Below are 19,635 nucleotides of genomic sequence, written 5' to 3'. Positions count from 1 at the left end.
GGGTCAGGCCGTCGTTTCCTCGTTAAGCCACGCCAGGTAGGCAGGCAATCCAGTGCTGATTGGGACACAGAGGATTTCGGGAAGTTCGTAAGGATGCTGCTGCACAATGGCTTGCTGCAAGGCGGCATATTGCGTGCGACATGTTTTGATCAACAAGGGGATTTCATTGGCAGTTTCGACTTTGCCCTGCCAGCGATAGACCGAAGTGCAGGGCGCCAGAATATTGACGCAGGCCGCCAGCCGCGCGTTGACCAGGGACGCGGCCAAGCTGTTCGCCGACGTTTGATCCGGCATATTGGTCAGTACCAGAATCGCCTCGCTGGCCGTGACTGCATTTGATAAGGTGTCATGTGACATGATGTCAGCATCCCCGACTTGAAATATCCACGTGAAGCATCATTTACAAGGGAACAAGCGCGATGACGCGACGTCAGACCCTTGCTTCGCTATTTTTAAAGTACCGTTTATATGCCTTTACCCTTGCTGCTGCTGATTTTACTCGCATTCCCCGTTGTCGAGATATGGTTATTGATAGAACTGGCCGGGCGCTATGGCGTTTGGGTACTGGTTTACCTGGTGGTGGTCGCCATTCTGGGCTGGCGTTTGATACAGGACGAAAAGCTGATGATGCTGGGGCGCATGACCCAAACCCTGAGCCAGGGTGGCGCCCCCGCCCGCGCTTTGTTCAGTGGTGCCAAAAACATGCTCGCCGGCATCTTGCTGATTGTTCCAGGCGTGGTGACTGATGCCATTGCCGTGATTCTGCTGCTACTGCCCTCGGCCAAGCCGGATGTTTTTGATGAAACGGTACAGGCAGAGCCTCGCCAGAGCCGCAGGCCACCAGCCGCGAATGATGATGTTATTGAGGGTGAATATACCCGCGAAGATTAATGACAATCCTGCAATGCCCTGGGGCTATGCAAGCTCTGTTTGCAGGTCGGCATGCAGCTTGATCCAAGGCTTGTGTTAAACTCGCGCCTCACCTAATGGTTTGTTTTTGTGTGCATTAATTCTTTGTGGTCGCAGGGCCGACCAGACTTGATGCCACTTTCATCATTGTAGAATCAGGAACTGAACGCATGTCTCACCAAGTAACAGTCAAGCCTAGCGGCCATAGCTTTGTTGTTGAAGGCGACGCCACCGTATTGAGCGCCGCCATTGATGCGGGCCTGGGCTTGCCCTATGGTTGCCGTAACGGTGCCTGTGGCGCCTGCAAAGGCAAAGTGCTGCAAGGAGAAGTGAGCCATAACGATCATCAGGCCTCCGCCCTGACGGATGCCGACAAGGCCAATGGCCTGGCACTGCTGTGCTGTGCGGTTCCGCAAACCGATCTGGTTATTGAATGCCGCGAAGCCACAGGCAGCAATGGCATACGGCCTCGTATCATGCCGGCCCGCGTGCAGAAAATGGAAAAGCTGTCACACGATGTGATGGCCTTGTACTTGAAGCTGCCCAGCAACGAGCGCATGCAGTTTCTGGCTGGCCAATACATAGAATTTCTGCTTAAAGACGGCAAGCGCCGCGCCTTTTCTCTGGCGAATGCGCCGCATCATGATGAATTACTGGAATTGCATCTGCGCCTGATTCCGGGCGGGACCTTCACCGAATACGTTTTCAACGAAATGCAGGAAAAAGCCATTTTGCGTCTGGAAGGGCCATTTGGCAGTTTTTACCTGCGTGAGGATCATGAGAAGCCCATCATTTTCGTCGCAGGTGGTACCGGTTTTGCGCCTATCAAAGGCATTATCGAGCATATCCTGCATCAGAAAACGCCTCGCAAGATGGTGCTGTACTGGGGGGCTCGCTCTCTGGAAGACCTTTACATGCCGGAACTGCCCATGCGCTGGCTGGAGGAATCCAATCTTTTCAGTTACGTGCCGGTATTATCCGAGCCCAAGGACGAAGACGGCTGGCAAGGCCGGCGTGGTTTGGTGCATGAAGCCGTATTGGAAGACTTTGCCGATCTGAGTGCGTATCAGGTGTATTGCTGTGGCGCGCCGCAGATGGTGGATGTTGCCCATCAGGCTTTCCAGCTGAAGGGCTTGCCAGAAGACGAGTTCTTTTCGGACGCGTTTACCTTCTCCAATCCTCCGCCCAAGCCTGCGGCAGCATGATCCTGAGGCGCAAGCCTTAACTCAACGGGCAGTTGGCCGAGCGGCACTGCCCTTATTCGAACCCCGGACAGAATTGCGTGCTAAGACGGAATTGGTGATTGGCCGCTTCTGTCTCGCCGCGCTCGTCCAACAGGCGCGCCAGTGCCAGATGGGTGGCGGCACTTGGTTTTACGCTAAGGCTGGCCTCAAAGTAACTCTGCGCCTTGCCCCATAAACTCAGGCGTACACACAAATTGCCCAATGAGCGTAGCAGGTCTGCGTCATTTTCATGGCTCAGCAACCAGTGTTCGGCCTGTTGCAGCTGCTTTTGCGGTTGTGAGGACAGGCAGTCGCCCAGCATTCCCGCCAGCTTGCTATCCCAGCCTTTGGTCAGGCTCATTTCTACAATTTCCGCAGCCTGGTCACCAGCACCTGCCTGAATAAAGGTCTGAGCGGCAATACAGGCGATGCGGTTGTTCAGCCGATCCTCTTCCGGCATCTTTTTCCAGTAGGCATTCAGCTTGTCCAGATCGTCTGCCAGACGTTGCAAGAGATGGGTATGCGCCTGTTGACGCAGTTCGCGCAAATGCCAGCTTTCAATCGCATCATGCTTTTCCAGGCGGCGCAGGGTTACCAGCACCTGTTCCCAGTTTTTCAGGTGCACCTGGGCTTTCAACTCCAGGCGCAAGGCGGGTGGGTACTTGGATTCCAGTTTGTCCAGCTTGTGCAGTACATTCAATGCTTCGTTGTAACGGCGGTCATCCAGCATGAATTCGGCCTGGTAAAGCAGGCGGGCAACGGCAGCATCTGGCGCAATGCGTTCGGCCTCGGCCAGATAAAAATCGCGCTGCGATTTGTTTTTGAGCTTGTGCGCGGCCCGCGCAGCCACCAGCGTGGACAAGCCTGGATTTTCTTCCAGAGCCAGGGCTTTATTCGCTGCCTTTTCGGCGAGCAGATAGCGGCCTTCCGCCAGCGATTGCAGGCCTTCACTCAAGGCGGCACGGCCCAGGCGAATGCGGCGTTCTTCCTTATAGCTGCGAACACTGGCTGGCAGATGGCGCGTGTATTGAATCAGCCGCAACAAGAGGTGCAGGCTGATAAAGCCGCCCAGTATCATCACCAGCAGCAGGTTGAGCGATAGCTCCATGCGGTAAGGCGGCCGTACGATCAGCACATACCCTTGATTATTGACTGCCAGCAGCGAGATGCCTACCGCCAGCCCCAGAATCAGTAAAATCCAGAACAGCCAACGCACTATTTACGCTCCGTGTTGCTTTTTGCTGGTGTGCTCAGGCGTTCCAGCGAAAGTTTGTACTTGCTGACAAGCGACAGGCTTTCGTTCACATCAGGCAGGTCAATCACGATTTCCTTGGAAGAAAGCTCTTTCAGGATGTTTAACGCCAGCTGTGTGCCACTATCTCGCGGGTCAAAATGGCTTTTCAACCATTTTTCGGCGGCTTGCAGATCTGCCCGATAGGTCGCTTCATCATGTTGTAGCAGGGCAATGCGTGCTGTCAGCAAATGCAGCTTGATGTTTTCGCGCAGGAAGAAATTCTGCTCCGGGGCCAGCAATGGCGGTTCCGGCCGGTCGATACGCTCCAGACGGATCATGGTGCGCAAGTCCTGCCATACCTCCTGGGCCAGGCGCCGCCATGGATTGCTGTCCCATTCAGGAGCCAGCGCTGGCGCGGATTGTGGATGGCGCTCGCTTACCAAAGGCAGCGTGCCGACGGATTCCGCCAGGTTTTCCAGTTTCAGGCTGATGCCTACTGTGTCGACTTGCGGCATGTTTTGCAGGCGCTGAATATCCTGGCCTATGGATTTGCGCAACTGCACGACCTGGCCGCTATCCAGATGCTGCAAGCGGGTATCCGCAGTTTGCAGGGCCAGCAGGGCGGGCTTGATATTGCCGGCCAGCTGCAGCTGCTGGTTGGCGATGATGATCAATTGCTCAACTTCGGCAATCGTGCGTTCCTCGCGATTGTTGGCAAGCTCCAGGTAAAGCGTCTGCAAGGCTTCGGCCTGATCGCGTGATTCCGCCAGTTTTTGCTCAAACAGCGAGGCGCGGGCACTGACTTCGGTGCTGCGCTCATCGGCATTGCGGGCCAGGGCCAGGGCTTGCTGGTTCACGCCATTGAATTGCTCAAGTTTTTGCGATAGCTCCTGCTCCAGCACGGCGAAACGCTGGCGCGCGTGATACCACTGCCATGCCATGGCAATCGCCGCTGCCAGCGCGATGACGAGCGCAAGCTGGGTCAGCCAGTTGTTGCTGGTCGCAGAGGGCGCAACCTCTTCCTGCAAGACCTCTTGTGCAGGCACGTTGGAGGTCGCTATGGCGGGCGTTTCAGCTGGCTGGGAAGGCGTGGGTTGTTCGCTCATATTCAGTGTCGTTGTTGTTTCAAGAGGGCTACAGTATTCAGGCATTGCAGCATGGCATCGTCTCCCGGCGCTTCTGCCACGATGACGTGCAATCCAAGCTCAATGGGCAGTTCGGCAATGCGTGCATGATTCACACACAGTGTCACATCGCGTATCCAGGCGTGCTGTCCGTTATTCGTCATGTTCAGCAAATGGCGCATGGCTTCACTGCTGGTGACTACAACGGCATCAAGCTGCTGTTGTTGCCAACGCTGTTCCAGTGGCTCTGCGCTGGCTTGCGGGTTGATGCGGCGGTAGCACTCGGCAAAATCCACAGTAGCCCCGCGGGCTCGCAGGCTCTCTGCCAACAGTTCCCGGCCACCCACTCCACGGAAAATCAAAAACCGTTGCCCCTTTACCTGTTGCATCTCGGGGAGTGCCAGTAGCGATTCACTATCATACCTGCCTTGTGGCGTTAGCACTGGCACGATGCCCAGGCTGGTCAGTTCGGCAGCGGTGACCGGGCCAATGGCAGCATGCCGCAATGTGGCTGGCGGCTGGCCTATCAGATTCAGCATCCTTGGTATGGCATTCTGAACCGCATTACTGCTGATAAAAATAGTCCAATCGTACTTGCCGAGCTCATGCAGCTGGGCATCAAATGCGCTGTAATCTGCCAGCGGGGCAATTTCAATCAGCGGAAAGCCATAGGGCGTTCCGCCTGCTTCCACGATCAAGCGCGACAAGCGCGTGGCCTGATCCAACGGCCGGGTGATCGCCACCGACAACCCTGTCAATGCCACACTGCTCAGTGGTAAATCAGCCATGCGCGCTTTGTTCAGCGAGCGCCTGCAGAATCTTGTCTGCGCCCCTTGCAATCAGGGATTGGGCTAGCTGCTGGCCCAATAGTTCAGGCTGGGCCGCATTTCCTGTGGCTTCGGCACGCAGCATCTGTTTGCCATCTACACTGGCGACGAAGCCATGGATGGTGATGTTCTCGCCCTGCTTGGTGGCATAAGCCCCCAGCGGCACCGTGCAGCTGCCGGCCAGCGCCCGGCTCATGCCGCGCTCGGCTTCCACGCAGGCGGCTGTATCCGCGTGGTTCAGGGGCGCCAATACCGTTAACAGATCGGTACGCGCTGCGTTGATTTCAATCCCCAGCGCACCCTGGCCCACGGCGGGAATACTGTCTTCTGGCGCAATGGTTTGCGCAATACGATTACCCAGGCCCAAACGTATCAGGCCCGCGGCTGCCAGAATGATGGCCGCATATTGGCCTTCATCCAGTTTGCGCAGGCGGGTTTGCAGATTGCCGCGCAGGGACTCAATCACCAGATGCGGAAAGCGCGCTTGCAACTGGCTCTGGCGGCGCAGGCTGGAGGTACCGACGATGCTGCCCGCAGGCAAGGCTTCCAGCGATGGGTAATCATTCGATACAAAAGCATCCCGTGGGTCTTCGCGTTCGCCTATCGCTGCCATGGCAAAGCCTTCGGGCAAATGCATGGGCACATCTTTCATCGAGTGCACCGCCAGATCGGCGCGGCCATCGGCCAATGCCTGCTCCAGCTCTTTTACAAACAGCCCCTTGCCGCCAATGCGTGCCAGCGGGGAATCCAGAATTTGGTCGCCGGTGGTCGTCATGCCCAGAATTTCTACCTGCGTGCTGGGGTACAGCGCCTGCAAGCGAGCCTGGATGTGGCGTGCCTGCCACATGGCCAGCGCACTCTCACGCGAGGCAATAACAAGTTTTTCTGGGATGCTGATGGGGGAAGTCGAAGTCATAGTGGGCTGGCGGGGCGCAACGCCCGAAAAATCGAATAAAACGCTATTTTAACATACGGATGATGACCGCTTTGTGCGTCTGGTCAGCCTGCCAGATATTTAAGCAGGTGCAGTTGCCGCCGACTGACGCCCACGGTTTCCGGAATGCCTTTCAGCAGCGCAACCCATTGGTGCTCCCCCTCCGCCATTTTCTGATACCCAAGCAGATAGTGCGGATTGACCAGGCAGTTACGATGCAGCCGCAAAAAACGTTCGCCAAATTCCTGCTCTATGCTGTTGAGGCTGTCTTCGATCAGGTATTCATGCTGTGCCGTGCGCAAGGTGGTGTATTTCAGCTCTGCACGCAGATAGATCACCTCGTTGACCGGAACCAGCAAGACACGTCCGCGCTCGCTGATGCTGAAATGGCTACGCTGGGGCTGCATGGGGCGTATAGCCGCCAGTTGCGCTGGCAGCAGGGCGCGAGCCTTGTTGATGGCGGTGAGCAGCCGTTCGCGGCGGATGGGCTTTAGCAGGTAATCGATGGCACTCATGTCAAATGCCTGCAGCGCGTAAGCATCGTAAGCGGTGGTGAATATGATCGCGGGGGGCGAGGACATTTTCTGCAGATGGGCAGCCGCTTCTATGCCATCCATCTGCGGCATGCGGATATCCAGCAACACCAGATTGGCTCCGCTTTGCTGCGCCAGGGCAATGGCCTCGGCCCCATGGCGTGCTTCTCCAGCAATGCTGACGCCGGGCATGTCGGCCAGCAGCTCGCGCAGGCGGTTGCGTGCAGGCGCCTCGTCGTCGGCGATGATGAGCGTGACGGCTTGATCAACCATGGTTCAGTGGTAACTGCATCTTGAAATCCAGTTGTTTGGCATCGTGCCATTTCTCATTTCAATAGCGTGTGTCAGCCATGGCGATGGCGCTGGTAAGGCAACACGATATGCACTTCATAACGGCCATCACGCACAGAACTGGAGAGTGTGGCGGCGACATCGAAGTGCAAGGCCAGGCGCTCCCTGATATTGGCCAGCGCCATTTTGTTGCCCGAGGTGCGGTTCTGCTCGGGAGCCAGCGGGTTTGAGAGCAGCAGGTGTACATCATTATGCACAGTGTAAATCTTGATGATGATCTCGCCGCCTTCGCTCAGCGGCTCTATGCCATGGTAAACCGCATTCTCCAGTAATGGTTGCAACACCAGCGGCGGCACCATGGCATCGGGCGGCATGGTATCCATTTGCCATGTGACGAGCAGGCGCTCATCCAGCCGCAGTTTTTCCAGTGCCAGGTATTGGCGGCACAGGCTGATTTCCTGTGCCAGGGGCACCAGTTCGCGATTGTCCGCCATCAATACACGGAACAGTTCCGCCATGTCTTCCAGGGCGGCTTCTGCCCGCTGTGGCTGGCTGCGCACCAGCGATAGCACAGCATTCAGGCTGTTGAACAGAAAGTGTGGGCGTATGCGCGCCTGCAATGCCTGCAAACGTGCCTCGGCCATCGCGGGCGACATAGCCCGGTAACGCAGATGCAGGTAGTAAGCGGTGATCAGGCAGGCACTCAGGCTCAGTAGCCAGATTCTGGTTAGAGGCGGCAGGGCATCCATGCCCAGTATCTGCGTGCCCGCGAGGTACAGCAAGGTCACCACCAGCATGGCGCTTCCCCCTGCCAGCAGCATCGCCAGGCTGTACCGCAGCCGTAAAAGCCATGGGTATGCCAGATAAAGCACGAGCAAGCTCAGCAACAAGGCTGGCTGACCAAACGCCGATTGTTCGGTGAAGTGGCTGAGCGTTGCCGACAAGCTGGTGTTTTGCACTGCAGCAGAGAGCAGCATGAGCAGATTGACCAGTAACAGGATGCGCAAGGCGATGCCGGGATTACGAAAATCCGGCAGTTTCTGCAGCGCCCCCGCCGCGGTCGCAGTGAGCGTAAGGCCGGGCTTTTGCTTTATACTTGTCATAAGCTCATTATTCTTAACGAAAACGTCTCATGCAAGAACAATCCCGCACCCCCAATTCACTCGATGCAAAAGACAAAGCCTGGTCCGGCCGCTTTAACGAGCCGGTCGCCGAGCTAGTCAAGCGCTACACGGCATCGGTGGATTTCGACAAACGCCTGGCCGAGTTTGATATTCAGGGGTCGCTCGCCCACGCCCGCATGCTGGGCAAGCAGGGCATTATCAGCCATGAGGATGTCAGCGCCATTGAGCAGGGGCTGGCCTCTATCCTGCAGGAGATTCGCGCCGGCGAATTTGAGTGGTTGCTGGATCTGGAAGATGTGCATTTGAATATTGAGAAGCGCCTGACCGACAAGATAGGCGATGCAGGCAAGCGCCTGCACACAGGCCGCTCACGCAATGACCAGGTGGCCACCGATGTGCGCTTGTGGCTGCGCGCCACCACCGATGATGTGATCGCTGGCATTCGTGGCCTGCAGGCTTCGCTGCTGGATCTGGCCGAAGCTCATAGTGATACCGTGATGCCTGGCTTTACCCATTTGCAAGTGGCCCAGCCGGTGACCTTTGGTCATCACCTGCTGGCTTATTTCGAGATGTTACAGCGCGATGCTGAGCGTTTTGCCGATGCGCGCAAGCGTATCAATCGCCTGCCGCTGGGCGCCGCCGCGCTGGCGGGCACCAGCTACCCGATAGATCGTGAATACGTCGCGCAGCAACTGGGCTTTGATGCGGTCTGCCAGAACTCGCTCGACGCCGTATCCGACCGTGATTTTGCCATTGAATTTACCGCCGCTGCGGCGCTGCTGATGACCCATCTGTCGCGCTTTTCCGAAGAGCTGATTTTGTGGTCCAGCCCGCGCTTTGGCTTTATCGATATTGCCGATCGCTTCTGTACCGGCTCCAGCATCATGCCGCAGAAAAAAAATCCTGACGTACCCGAGCTGGTACGTGGCAAGACGGGGCGCGTGAATGGCCATCTGGTGGCACTGCTCACCTTGATGAAAAGCCAGCCACTGGCTTACAACAAGGATAATCAGGAAGACAAGGAACCCTTGTTTGACACCGCCGATACCATCCTGGTGACCTTGCAGATTTATGCCGACATGCTGCGTGGTATCAAGGTGGACAAGGCCGCCATGCGCGCTGCGGCCAGCGAAGGCTTTGCTACCGCCACCGACCTTGCCGACTATCTGGTGAAAAAAGGCACGCCTTTCCGCGATGCCCATGAAGTGGTGGCGCTGGCAGTGCGTTATGCGGTGGAAAAAGGCTGCGACCTGTCAGACCTGCCTTTGGCCGAGCTGCAGAAATTCAGCACCCAGATCAGCGATGATGTTTATGCCGTGCTGACGCTGGAGGGCTCGCTTGCCAGTCGCAATCACATTGGCGGTACGGCGCCGGAGCAGGTCAGGCTCGCCATAGGCCGCGCCCGTCAAGCCTTGGCCTGAGCGCTCGCCGCCCTAGGCATGCCGGTCGGATTTCATACATTCAGCGTGTCAGATGCTTCCCAGCATCTGACCTTTCCCGTTATTGCTTTTTACCCTGCCACCCAGGCTCCGCAGCCACACACGATAGGCCCTTACAGCATGGAAGTGGCGCTGGATGCTCCGGTGGCCCCCGGCGTTTATCCGCTAGTCGTGATTTCACACGGTAGCGGTGGGGCGCCGATCTTGTATCGCACCATCGCCCTGGCCTTGGCTGCCCGCGGCTATGTGGTCGTGTTGCTGGAGCATCCAGGCAATAATCGGCTAGATAACAGCCTTAAAGGCACCTGGCAAAATCTGCAGAATCGTCCGCGCCATGTCTCGCTGACCATAGACCATCTGGCCTCGCATCCGCAGTATTCCCCCTATCTTGATTTCACCCGCATTGCCGTTATCGGCCATTCGCTGGGGGCGTATACCGCGCTTGCGCTGGCGGGCGGACAGCCCTGGACTCAGGAGCGGGAGGCCGTGCCAGTGGAGGCTGATGATCGCATCTCTACCCTGGTGCTGCTGGCGCCAGCCACGGCCTACTATCTGCCCGAGGGCGCCCTGAGCGCCGTTAATCTTCCCATCCTCATCCTCACCGGTGAGCACGATGACATTACCCCGCAATGGCATGCCGACCTGGTGATCAAGGGTGTGCAGCAGCCAGCGAGTGTGAGCTGGCACGAGGTAAAGAATGCCGGACATTTTTCTTTCCTGAGCCCGTTTCCGCAGGCGATGCAGCGGCCTGGCCTGGCTCCGGCGCTTGATCCCCCGGGCTTTGACCGTGTCGCCTTTCATCAGGTCATGCCACTGCAAATTGCAGACTTTCTGGATCACCATACAGGCCGGAGCTGAGGCAAAGCGGTGCATTGTTTGCTGAATTTCGCACATCTGTAGCAAAAGGGCGGGTGCCTGCCTGTGTGACCGCGCCAGGCCTTTTGTGTTAACTTGATGATTGTTAGAGGATTTTAAAACTTGGCGCCCAAGTTGCAGCGGGCGGTACAAGAGTTGCTAGTTCTCCTGTTTGAGCAAGCGTGGATGTCTGTGCAGGCTATCGGCAATCGCGGGCTTGATGATAAAGTGGCGTGCGGCTGGGGGTAGGCTGGGGGTAGGGAAGATCAGCCGCGTCAGATGAGATCCAGGGGTTCATCTGTGATATTTAAGAATTAATAGAAAAAGATAATGAAATCAAAGGCGCTGTTCCCATTTTTTAATGAGGACCCCAAAAGTCAATCACTCTCCATCGGGTGGCTGCTACTGGGGTTTGCCAGTTTGTTGATGTACCTGCTCAAGGTATCCATTGACGTCTTTGATCTTCAGCGCCAGCTCATGCTCTCCTGGGGCGTGTTTGTGATTCTGGCGTGCATGTACAAATGGCAAGTCACCAAGCGCCCACCATGGCGCTTTTTGTTTATTCTGCTTTCCGGCTTTCTGGCGCTGCGCTACCTGATCTGGCGCAGCACCGAAACCCTGATCTATACCGGCCCGCTCGATTTCATTGCCATGACGCTGCTGTATCTGGCCGAGGTGTATTCGCTCACCATTTACATGCTGGGTATCCTGCTTAATCTCTGGCCTCTGCGTAACCGTCCGCTCAAGCTACCGCCCAATCTGGCAGACTATCCAACTGTCGATGTCTTCATCCCTACTTACGATGAGTCGGACGACATCATCCGCATTACTACCATCGCTGCCAGCCAGATTGATTATCCCAAGGACAAGCTGCGTATTCATATCTGCGACGATGGCAGCACAATAAACAAACGCAATAATCCGGCCACCGCCGAGGTCGCCTGGGCACGCTATTACCGCTTGCGCAGGCTGGCGCAGGATCTGGGCGCCAACTACATCACCCGCGAAACCAATGTTGCTGCCAAGGCGGGCAATCTCAACCATGCCCTGCATCAGACCCATGGCGAGCTTTTCCTGGTGCTGGATTGTGACCACGTGCCCACCCATGACATCCTGCGCCGCACCGTGGGTTTCTTTGCGGCCGATCCCAAGCTGTTTCTGGTGCAGACGCCGCACTTCTTCATTAATCCCACGCCCGTCGAGAAAAACCTTATCGGCGTGGGTAATCCCAATCGTGAAAACGATATGTTTTACAAGGAAATCCACCGTTCGCTGGATTTCTGGAACTCCAGTTACTTCTGTGGCTCGGCTGCATTGTTACGTCGCCGCTATGTGATGGAAGTAGGCGGTATTGCCGGTAAAACCATTACTGAAGATGCCGAAACCTCCTTTCACCTGCACAGCCTGGGCTATAACAGCATTTATCTGGATCGCCCCATGGTGTGCGGGCTATCGCCTGAGAGCTACAAGGATTACATCCTGCAGCGCACCCGCTGGGCGCAGGGCATGGTGCAGCTATTCCTGCTGAGCAATCCGCTGATGGCCAAAGGGCTGAGTTTCCACCAGCGCTTGTGCTATTTCAACTTCTGCTTTTACTGGTTCTTTGGGCTGGCGCGTGTGATGTTTTTTATCGCGCCCGCCTTGTTCCTGCTGCTCAGTCTCAAGATTTACTTTGCGTCGTTCACGCAGGTCATCAGCTATGCCGTGCCGTATATCTTCTCGACTTTCATGCTGATGGATTTCTTTTATGGCCGGGCGCGCCAGCCGTTTTTCTCGGAAATTTATGAGAGCGTGCAGTCGATTTTCCTGGCACCGGCGGTCATCGCCGTACTCTTTAACCCGCACAAGCCCTCGTTCAAGGTCACGCCCAAGGGCAACACGCAGGAGCAGGATTTTCTCAATCCTCTGGCGGCCATCTTTTTTGTCATTATCCTGGTGAATATCCTGGCGATTGGTGCCGGGGTCATCAGCTGGTTTACCGATCCTATCCTGCGCGATACCTTGTCCGTGACGGCGGTATGGTGTACTTACAATGTGGTATTGGCGGTCATTTCGCTGGGTGCCTTCTGGGAGCGCAAGCAGATGCGCCAGTTCCACCGCATCAATGTGGAAGAGTCTGTCAGGATGCGCTTGCCGGGCGGGGATGCCGAATACACAGGGGAGACCATGGACCTTTCCATCACGGGCCTGGGGTTCAAGGTCAAGCTGCCCCAGGCACCCAAGGTCTCGGACCCGGTGATACTGGAAACCACCAGCAGCGATGGCAGGAAATTTGTCTTTAACGCGGTGTTCAAGCGGGTGATTGAGCGTAACGGCGTGTTTTATTGCGGGACGGAATTTGTGCTGGACAAGCAGAGTTACGCCCAGGCCGTGGCTTATTTGTATGGCGATAGCGGGCGCTGGACGCGTTTCTGGGCCAAGAAAACCCGCAATGAGAAGACATTCAGAATGCTGGGCCACCTGTTTGTGTCTGGCATCAAAGGCATGGCGGAAAGCTTCGGAATCATGACGTCATCAGGTGTGCAGTACCTGATGGCCTTGCAAAGAAAATACGCAAAAAAATAAACCAATCAATCATGGGGAAGTTCGGGGGTCGTATGAAAGTATGGATGTATGTCGTTTTATGGATGTTTCCGCTGCTGGGGTATGCCAATACCCAGCAGGTTGAGCTCGACAAGCTGATTGCAGCGCCCACGCTCACCTTGAAATGTACCGGGGATGAGCAGGGGCTGGATATTCCGCTGGCACATCGCTGGAATGTGAAAAAGGTGACGCTGAACCTGCATTATGTTTCCTCCATCAACCTGATTACCAGCCAATCCCAGCTGGTGGTCAAGCTGAACGGCATGCCCATCGCGCAGACCAAGCTCGATGCCTTGAGCCCGGATGTGCTGGTGCAGCTCAATCTGCCTGTGCAGTATCTGAGCGCAGGCTATAACAAACTCTCCTTTGCCGTGGCACAGCATAGTGAAAGCAAAGGCTGCGAAAAGGGATGCTCGCCCGATATGTGGACGACCATAGACCTCAAGCGCTCGGTGCTGGCGATCGACTACGAAAACAAAGCGGTACCCGTGGCATTGTCCAGTGTGGGCACCCTGCTGTTTGATCCAAAAGTCTTCCCGCAGGCGGAAGTGCATCTCGTCACGGATACCCAGGATGGCGAATTGCTGAACCCGCTGTCGATAGTGGCCTCCGGCGTGGCGCATCATTTTGATTACCGCCAGGTCAGCTTCACGGTTTCACGCCAGTTGAAACCAGGGGTGGATAACATCCTGGTGGGCAAGCACGCGTCTGTCCAGGGCTTGCTGGGCGAGTCCAAGCTTGCCTTGGCTGACCACGAGCAGGGTGGCTATGTCAGCATGCTGCCTCTGCCGCAGGCGGGAGGCGGGCAGGATGCCGGACATGCGCTGGTGGTGGTCACAGGCAAGCAGGTCGATGACGTCAAGCTCGCGGCTGAAACCTTTGCCAGCATGTCGACCTTTCCCGGCACGCCCAGCTTGAGCGCGTATGAATTCAAGTTACCCAAGCTCAGGGAATACAGTGGACGTGAGCTGATTGAGCCGGGCAAGGAATATACCCTCAAGGCGCTGAATTTCCCGACGGCGACTTTCCAGGGTGGCAACGCCAGCGGCAAGGATATCAATTTCCGTTTGCCGCCGGATTTCATGATACGGCCCAACCTGTCTGCCAAGCTGGCCTTGCACTTTGCCTATGGCGCCGGCATGCGTGAAACCTCCGCGATGAATATCGTGGTGAATGGCAAGATCGTGAAGGGCATCCACCTCGGCAATACGGATGGCGCCTCGTTTCAGAATTACGTGATTGAAATCCCCACGCGTCTGTTTCAGCCGGGCAGCAACCGCATTTCGTTTGCGACCGAGTTGCATCCGCCCTTGAAAGAATGCGACCTCATGCTGACCGGCAATATGTTCCTGACCGTGTTTGATGACACCACCTTCAGCTTCCCCGACATGCCGCACTTTGTCGAGCTGCCCAATCTTGAACTGTTCATGCTGAGTGGCTTCCCGTTTACGCGCTGGGCGGATGGCTACGAAAGCAAGGTGGTGCTGACCCAGACCGATGACAACACCCTGTCTGCAGCCATGAATCTGATCGGTTTGATGACGCAGAAAAGCGGCTTCCCCTTGTATGCCATCCAGCTGGACAAGGCTCTGGCCAATCCATGGAAGGGTGACTTCATCATGCTGGGGTCGCCAGACAGCATTTCTGCCGCGTTGGGCGGCAAGAGTCTGCCTTTTACCAAGGGCAAATCTGCCGTGCCTTATGCCCTGGTACGGGACTGGGCGTCAGATCCGGTGCTGATCAGCAGTGTGCAATCGAGCCAGCTGGGCGAAGGTCAAGGCTATCTGATGCAGTTTGAATCGCCGTATGAGTCGGGACGCACCGGCATGGTATTCGCCGCACGGGATTCGAAAAATCTGCTCAGCCTGAGCGAGGCCTTGCTGAAGTCCGAAGTGCAGGCGCAGACCGAGGGCGAGCTGACCATGCTGGACCTTGCCTCGCAGGAGGACAAGGCGATTGTGAAAAGCTTCAAGCCTGAAACCACCTACACCACAGGTAAATCCGGCAAGAAATCATTCTGGCAGTCCTACCTGTACACCCATCCCTATATCTATTACGGGCTGGTGATTTTGCTGACCATCGGTTTTGCCATCACCCTGTTTGTGGTGCTGCGCCGGTATCGCAAGAAGCGTGTGGCAGGGCGGCCGGTTTAAAGTGGCTTTATTCCAGCTGGTGATCAATGGTGCGCGTGCCATCCAGCGAGCTTAAGCCGTGCTGCAGTGGCTCGCGCCAGGTATACAGAAGCACCAGCAGAAACGGGATCAGGCAAATGAGGATGACCTTGATGAAAAAGCCAACGGAAGGCGCGCCTTGATGATGCACGGGGCCTGCCAGCTCGAACTCCTGCATTTTCCAGATGGCTTTGTAGGCGGTGGTGCTGGCATGATCCACCGTCCTGAATTTGATAGGCTGATCGTGGTGGATAGCGCGGTATGCGCTTTCTGACAGATGAATTTCCCCCGGACGCAGAAAAGCCGCTGGTGGGGGTGGCAGAGCTGCCGTGATATTTTCATCGTATGCGATATGAATACCCAACAGTATGGGCGGGTGGCTGCCGTTATCAAAATTGAAGAGGTCAGTCGCGCGCTGTATGGCGATGGCGGCCTCGAGGCTGGCGTCGGTACTGGCAAAGCGGGCGACCCAGTACGCGTCTTCCGTGCTGATACTGCCGGTGTGTTCTGTCACCGCCTCTTGCGCCAGCTGACGAACTTGCTGCAAAGCCTCATCGCTGTGGCTGAAAACCTGAATGGTCATCCGGGCTTCATGTGCCGGATGCCCTTGTTGTAATTGTGCGGAGCCTGTCATCGTTACCCTGTCAGTCATTTTTGAGAGACGTTATGTTTATGAGGGATAAGTCTTTATCTTACTTTAAGGCACTGCTGCTGGGTTTGCTAGTTCAATTTGGCAGCGCTTCTGCCATGGCAGGCCAGGCCGATTGGACGGAATTCAAGCAGCGCTTTGTGCTGGCCGAGGGGCGGGTGGTGGATGTGGGCAATGGCGGCATCAGCCATTCCGAAGGCCAGGGCGTCACCATGCTGCTGGCTGTGCATTACAACGATCAAAAAACCTTTGATCGGCTGTGGCAGTGGACGCAAAGCGCACTGCAGGTGCGCAAGGATCGCTTGCTCGCCTGGCGCTGGACCACCAAACAAGGGGTGAACGACTTCAACAATGCCACGGATGGCGACTTGTATGTGGCGTGGGCGTTGCTGCGCGCCGCGGATAAATGGCATGTGCCCGCGTATAAAAAGGCAGCAGAGGCAATTCTCAACGATGTGAAGCGGCTACTGGTAAAGCCGAGCAAGTGGGGCCCCGTGATTCTGCCCGGCTCGGCAGGTTTTGAAAAACCCGCTGGCCAGATCGTCAATCTGTCTTACTGGATTTTTCCGGCCTTGAATGATTTCAGTCGGTATGCGCCGGACCCGCTGTGGGATCAACTGGGCGAGAGCGGCGTCGCCATCATCCGTGAAAGTCATTTTGGCAAATGGCAGTTGCCCACTGACTGGGTGCAGCTCGGCAGCAAGGTGACGCCAGCGCCAGGGTTCCCGGCGCAATTTGGGTATGACGCAGTGCGCGTGCCGTTTTTCCTCATGTGGGGCAAAAAAGCCAACGCCAACCTGCTGGCACCTTTCCAGGCGTTCTGGGGCTATTACCAGAAAACCCCGTATCTGCCGCCTACCGTCAGCATGGAAAACGATGCAGTGGCCCCGTATGGTGCGGCGCCCGGCATACTCAATATTGCCGACCTCACATGCCGTTTTCCAGCGGTAGCGCCCCGGCCTGACTATCCGATCAACACGCAGGATTATTACTCGGCCACGCTGTTGCTGCTGGCCGATATGATGGTCGGGGAGCAGGCACGTTGAAATACAAGGCTCTGGTGGTGATGCTGTCCGTGGCCGGCTTGGCCGAATGCCCGGTTATTGCTTGTGCAGACGAGGCCGCTGGCAATATGCGCGCGGTGACGGCCACCCCATCTGCATGGGCAGTCGTCGCAGAGCAGGAATCAAATGCATCACAGGCAACCATCAAGGCTGTGCCGTCCAATGTCATCAGCGAACCCAAGGCGGTATCCGATGCCATCGAATCGCAAACGCCAGAGAAAAATGGCCGCGTGCAAAGCCAGCCGCTGATCAACAATGTGCCGCTTTCCAGTTTTCTGACGCCCGCAAAAAAAGCGCCGGCTGCGGTAGCTGCCAAGCAAGACGCCGCACCCAGCGCGCCTGATACCCGCCCCCTGTGGAAGCTATTCAACCAGCATGAGTATGACCTTGTGGAGCAGGGCATTGCCAGGCTGCAGAGTCAGTATCCGGACTGGAAAGCGCCGTCTGAGCTGGTGGGGCTGCTGGCGCAAAAGCGTAGGGAGCAACGCCTGGAGCAGGTCATCCGCGAGCAGGATACCGAGGCGCTGGTGAAGCTGGGTGAGCAATACCCGGAAGCCTTCTCCTGCGCGGCCATAGACAAGGCCTGGGCACTGGCCGCCGCCCGCGCGACGCTGGGGCAGCGCGAATCCTTGCAAGCGCAGCTGCAGCATCTGGTCACCCAGTGCGAGAAGGAAGAAGACAGGCTCGCCACTCTGTACAAAGCCCAACACTGGCTCAGCCGTGAGGAATGGGAGGCCTTGATTGCGCTTGGTGCGGCCACCTCGCGTACGGCGCGTGGTGAGGAGCTTTTTCAGCAACTGGTATACCAGAACGGGGTAGAGGGTCTGGCGCTTGCCATCAAGCAGCATGACAATGCCAGGGTGGACCGCCTGTTTGAGCAGTTGCAGCCAGAGATCGTGGCCCGAAAAGATATCAGCCAGCTATTGCTGGTGGCCTGGCATGACTTCAAGCTGGAGCGACTGGCCGCAGCGCAGGATTTGTTTGCGACCGCACTGGCAATGGACCCGCAGAATGACAATGCACGCTATGGCCTCGCCTTGGTCTTCGCGCGCGAGCAAAATCACGAAGAAGCGATTACGGTGGCCCAGGGCTTGCCGGCGAACGATGCCGGGCGTAATGATCTGCTGCTGAATGCTTACCTGGCACTGGCAAAACAGGCCTACGGGCAACAGGATAGTCAGCAGACGCTGAACTACTTGCAGCAGGCAAAGCAGGCCGGGGCCTTGCCTCGCTATGCCTCGCTGATGGAGGCCTGGTCCCAGTTTGGATTGGGGAATACCACACAGGCTGCCGATGTGTTTGCCAGCCTTTACCGGGCGCAGCCGGATGAAGAAAGTGCCGCGGGCGTCATGGCGAGTTATCTCAAGCTGGACCGGGCAGATGACATAGCTCCGCTGGCGACCACTGAGCCGCTGGCCAGCCAATACAAGCATCATGTGGCGGCAGGGCTGTTTGGGCAGAAGCGTTTTTTTGAAGCGCGCGCGCTGGATGCTGACACCTATGGCGATGCCGGTGGCATAGCCGCGCCACAGGCCGGTGCCGGGATCGCGTTGCGCGACAAGAGTGGCACGCAGGGCTTATCGCAGTTGAGCATACGTCAGGTACCGGTGCTGGAGGCCAGCATGCCGACGGGTAACTATGGCGAGCTGAATGTGTCATTGCGCGAGGTCCGTCTGGATAGCGGCACATTGTCACGCGATGCGCTGGTGGGCTCTGGCAGTTCCGGTGCCTGGCGCTATTCCCCAACCACCTCTACCACCGGCCTGGAGCCGCGAGTGAGCTGGCGCGACGATGTGTGGGATATCGCCTTGGGCATGACGCCGGATAACGGCGAGGTCAGCAGCCGCCCAACGGGCTATGTGGCGCATCAGAGCATGAGCAAACTGGCGACGCTCACCAGCAGTTTGTATGTAGAGCCGGTGCGTGAATCCATCCTGTCGTATACCGGTATGCGTGACCCCTATACCGGCAAGCAATGGGGGCGCGTGCTGCGCAAAGGTGTTCGTTTGAATGGCCTGCAGCAACTGGGGAATAACTGGTCCGTGAGCGCTGCCATTAACCTGGAATATCTGGACGGCGAGAGTGTGGAGACGAATCGCCATGCGGGTGTGTTTGCCAGTGTGGGCAAAAACCTCGACTTGCCAGCATTTTCATATGCGGTGCTGGGGTTGGGGTTCAATTATGACCATTATCAAAAAAATCTCAGTCATTTCACGCTGGGGCATGGGGGATATTTCAGCCCGGAACGCTTTGTTAGCATAGGCCCGGCGCTGGACTTTTTAACTCGTGAAAACCAGCAGTTTATCGTGAAGGGGCGTCTGGCGTTTGCCACCGTGTCCATCGCCGAAGCGGCCTCGCCGTGGTTTCCCGGCAATGACGACGGCAATAGCTATGCCTCCAGCAAAAATAATGGCATGAGCTATACCGCGGAAGCGACTGGTGTCTGGCGCATCAACGACAGGCTGCAGATCGGCGGTGCGCTCTCCGAGCGCAATGCACCGCAGTACAGGGACGAGACGGGCATGCTGTTTTTACGGGTATTGTTTGAATCGCTGCAATCCGTATTAAGTACGGACTTACCGACCAGAACATTCAACGGGCTTTATTAAGCCGGGCTGGTAGATCGAGTGTGATCTGCCGCGAGACTGGGACCTCTGGCGCGGTTACTGCGCTGT

General features: G+C 56.9%; 16 protein-coding genes. 8 read left to right on the top strand and 8 right to left on the bottom strand.

Annotated elements, in window-relative coordinates; all coding sequences use genetic code 11:
* Window positions 1-3: 3 nt before the first annotated feature.
* Window positions 4-357 carry a divalent-cation tolerance protein CutA gene (cutA, locus tag FNL37_RS00200; RefSeq protein WP_159354745.1) on the bottom strand — a complete coding sequence of 118 codons (354 nt, stop codon included), beginning with the start codon at window positions 355-357 and terminating at the stop codon, window positions 4-6.
* 111 nt (window positions 358-468) lie between these two features.
* Here cutA and FNL37_RS00195 point away from each other — a divergent pair, with 111 nt between their 5' ends.
* Together FNL37_RS00195 and FNL37_RS00190 are read left to right on the top strand one after the other, a co-directional pair.
* Window positions 469-891, top strand: a complete 423-nt coding sequence (locus tag FNL37_RS00195; protein WP_159354744.1) for an FxsA family protein — start codon at window positions 469-471, stop codon at window positions 889-891.
* A gap of 188 nt (window positions 892-1,079) precedes the next feature.
* Window positions 1,080-2,114 (top strand): CDP-6-deoxy-delta-3,4-glucoseen reductase, encoded by a 1,035-nt coding sequence (locus tag FNL37_RS00190; protein ID WP_013440855.1) that lies wholly within the window; start codon window positions 1,080-1,082, stop codon window positions 2,112-2,114.
* A gap of 52 nt (window positions 2,115-2,166) precedes the next feature.
* Here FNL37_RS00190 and FNL37_RS00185 read toward each other — a convergent pair whose 3' ends face one another.
* The 6 genes from FNL37_RS00185 to FNL37_RS00160 all read right to left on the bottom strand — a co-directional run bounded on the left by FNL37_RS00185 (window position 2,167) and on the right by FNL37_RS00160 (window position 8,178).
* Window positions 2,167-3,348, bottom strand: a complete 1,182-nt coding sequence (locus tag FNL37_RS00185; protein ID WP_013440856.1) for a heme biosynthesis protein HemY — start codon at window positions 3,346-3,348, stop codon at window positions 2,167-2,169.
* Window positions 3,348-4,472, bottom strand: coding sequence for a uroporphyrinogen-III C-methyltransferase (locus tag FNL37_RS00180; RefSeq protein WP_015829078.1), 1,125 nt, complete (start codon window positions 4,470-4,472; stop codon window positions 3,348-3,350). The genes FNL37_RS00185 and FNL37_RS00180 overlap by 1 nt, the downstream gene beginning before the upstream one ends.
* 2 nt (window positions 4,473-4,474) lie before the next feature.
* Complete coding sequence (locus tag FNL37_RS00175) at window positions 4,475-5,278, bottom strand: uroporphyrinogen-III synthase (protein WP_159354743.1); 804 nt, start codon at window positions 5,276-5,278, stop codon at window positions 4,475-4,477.
* Entirely contained in the window at window positions 5,271-6,233 is a 963-nt protein-coding gene (gene hemC / locus FNL37_RS00170; RefSeq protein WP_015829080.1) for a hydroxymethylbilane synthase, read from the bottom strand. The genes FNL37_RS00175 and hemC overlap by 8 nt, the downstream gene beginning before the upstream one ends.
* A gap of 83 nt (window positions 6,234-6,316) precedes the next feature.
* Window positions 6,317-7,057, bottom strand: coding sequence for a LytR/AlgR family response regulator transcription factor (locus FNL37_RS00165; protein ID WP_159354742.1), 741 nt, complete (start codon window positions 7,055-7,057; stop codon window positions 6,317-6,319).
* 71 nt (window positions 7,058-7,128) lie between these two features.
* The gene (locus FNL37_RS00160; protein WP_159354741.1) at window positions 7,129-8,178 is read right to left on the bottom strand and encodes a sensor histidine kinase; all 1,050 of its coding nucleotides are present in this window, start codon (window positions 8,176-8,178) and stop codon (window positions 7,129-7,131) included.
* Between the two features lie 29 nt (window positions 8,179-8,207).
* On the opposite strand from FNL37_RS00160, the gene argH reads away from it, so the two are divergent.
* The 4 genes from argH to FNL37_RS00140 all read left to right on the top strand — a co-directional run bounded on the left by argH (window position 8,208) and on the right by FNL37_RS00140 (window position 15,229).
* The gene (argH, locus tag FNL37_RS00155; protein WP_159354740.1) at window positions 8,208-9,620 is read left to right on the top strand and encodes an argininosuccinate lyase; all 1,413 of its coding nucleotides are present in this window, start codon (window positions 8,208-8,210) and stop codon (window positions 9,618-9,620) included.
* Window positions 9,621-9,638: 18 nt separating this feature from the next.
* Window positions 9,639-10,496, top strand: a complete 858-nt coding sequence (locus tag FNL37_RS00150) for an alpha/beta hydrolase family protein (protein ID WP_159354739.1) — start codon at window positions 9,639-9,641, stop codon at window positions 10,494-10,496.
* Window positions 10,497-10,823: 327 nt separating this feature from the next.
* Window positions 10,824-13,058 carry a UDP-forming cellulose synthase catalytic subunit gene (gene bcsA, locus FNL37_RS00145; protein ID WP_015829085.1) on the top strand — a complete coding sequence of 745 codons (2,235 nt, stop codon included), beginning with the start codon at window positions 10,824-10,826 and terminating at the stop codon, window positions 13,056-13,058.
* 32 nt (window positions 13,059-13,090) lie between these two features.
* Entirely contained in the window at window positions 13,091-15,229 is a 2,139-nt protein-coding gene (locus FNL37_RS00140; protein WP_159354738.1) for a cellulose biosynthesis cyclic di-GMP-binding regulatory protein BcsB, read from the top strand.
* Between the two features lie 7 nt (window positions 15,230-15,236).
* Here FNL37_RS00140 and FNL37_RS00135 read toward each other — a convergent pair whose 3' ends face one another.
* Window positions 15,237-15,830, bottom strand: a complete 594-nt coding sequence (locus FNL37_RS00135; RefSeq protein WP_244948157.1) for a hypothetical protein — start codon at window positions 15,828-15,830, stop codon at window positions 15,237-15,239.
* 134 nt (window positions 15,831-15,964) lie between these two features.
* On the opposite strand from FNL37_RS00135, the gene FNL37_RS00130 reads away from it, so the two are divergent.
* Together FNL37_RS00130 and FNL37_RS00125 are read left to right on the top strand one after the other, a co-directional pair.
* Window positions 15,965-16,942, top strand: coding sequence for a family 8 glycosyl hydrolase (locus tag FNL37_RS00130; protein ID WP_244948156.1), 978 nt, complete (start codon window positions 15,965-15,967; stop codon window positions 16,940-16,942).
* Window positions 16,939-19,569 carry a cellulose synthase subunit BcsC-related outer membrane protein gene (locus FNL37_RS00125; RefSeq protein ID WP_159354735.1) on the top strand — a complete coding sequence of 877 codons (2,631 nt, stop codon included), beginning with the start codon at window positions 16,939-16,941 and terminating at the stop codon, window positions 19,567-19,569. Before FNL37_RS00130 ends, FNL37_RS00125 begins: the two co-directional genes overlap by 4 nt.
* The last annotated feature ends 66 nt before the right edge of the window (window positions 19,570-19,635 follow it).

Source organism: Methylovorus glucosotrophus, assembly GCF_009858335.1.
In the GTDB taxonomy this organism is placed as follows: domain Bacteria; phylum Pseudomonadota; class Gammaproteobacteria; order Burkholderiales; family Methylophilaceae; genus Methylovorus; species Methylovorus glucosotrophus.
Note: the sequence above shows the minus strand (reverse complement) of the source record. Positions and strands in the feature narration are given on the sequence as shown.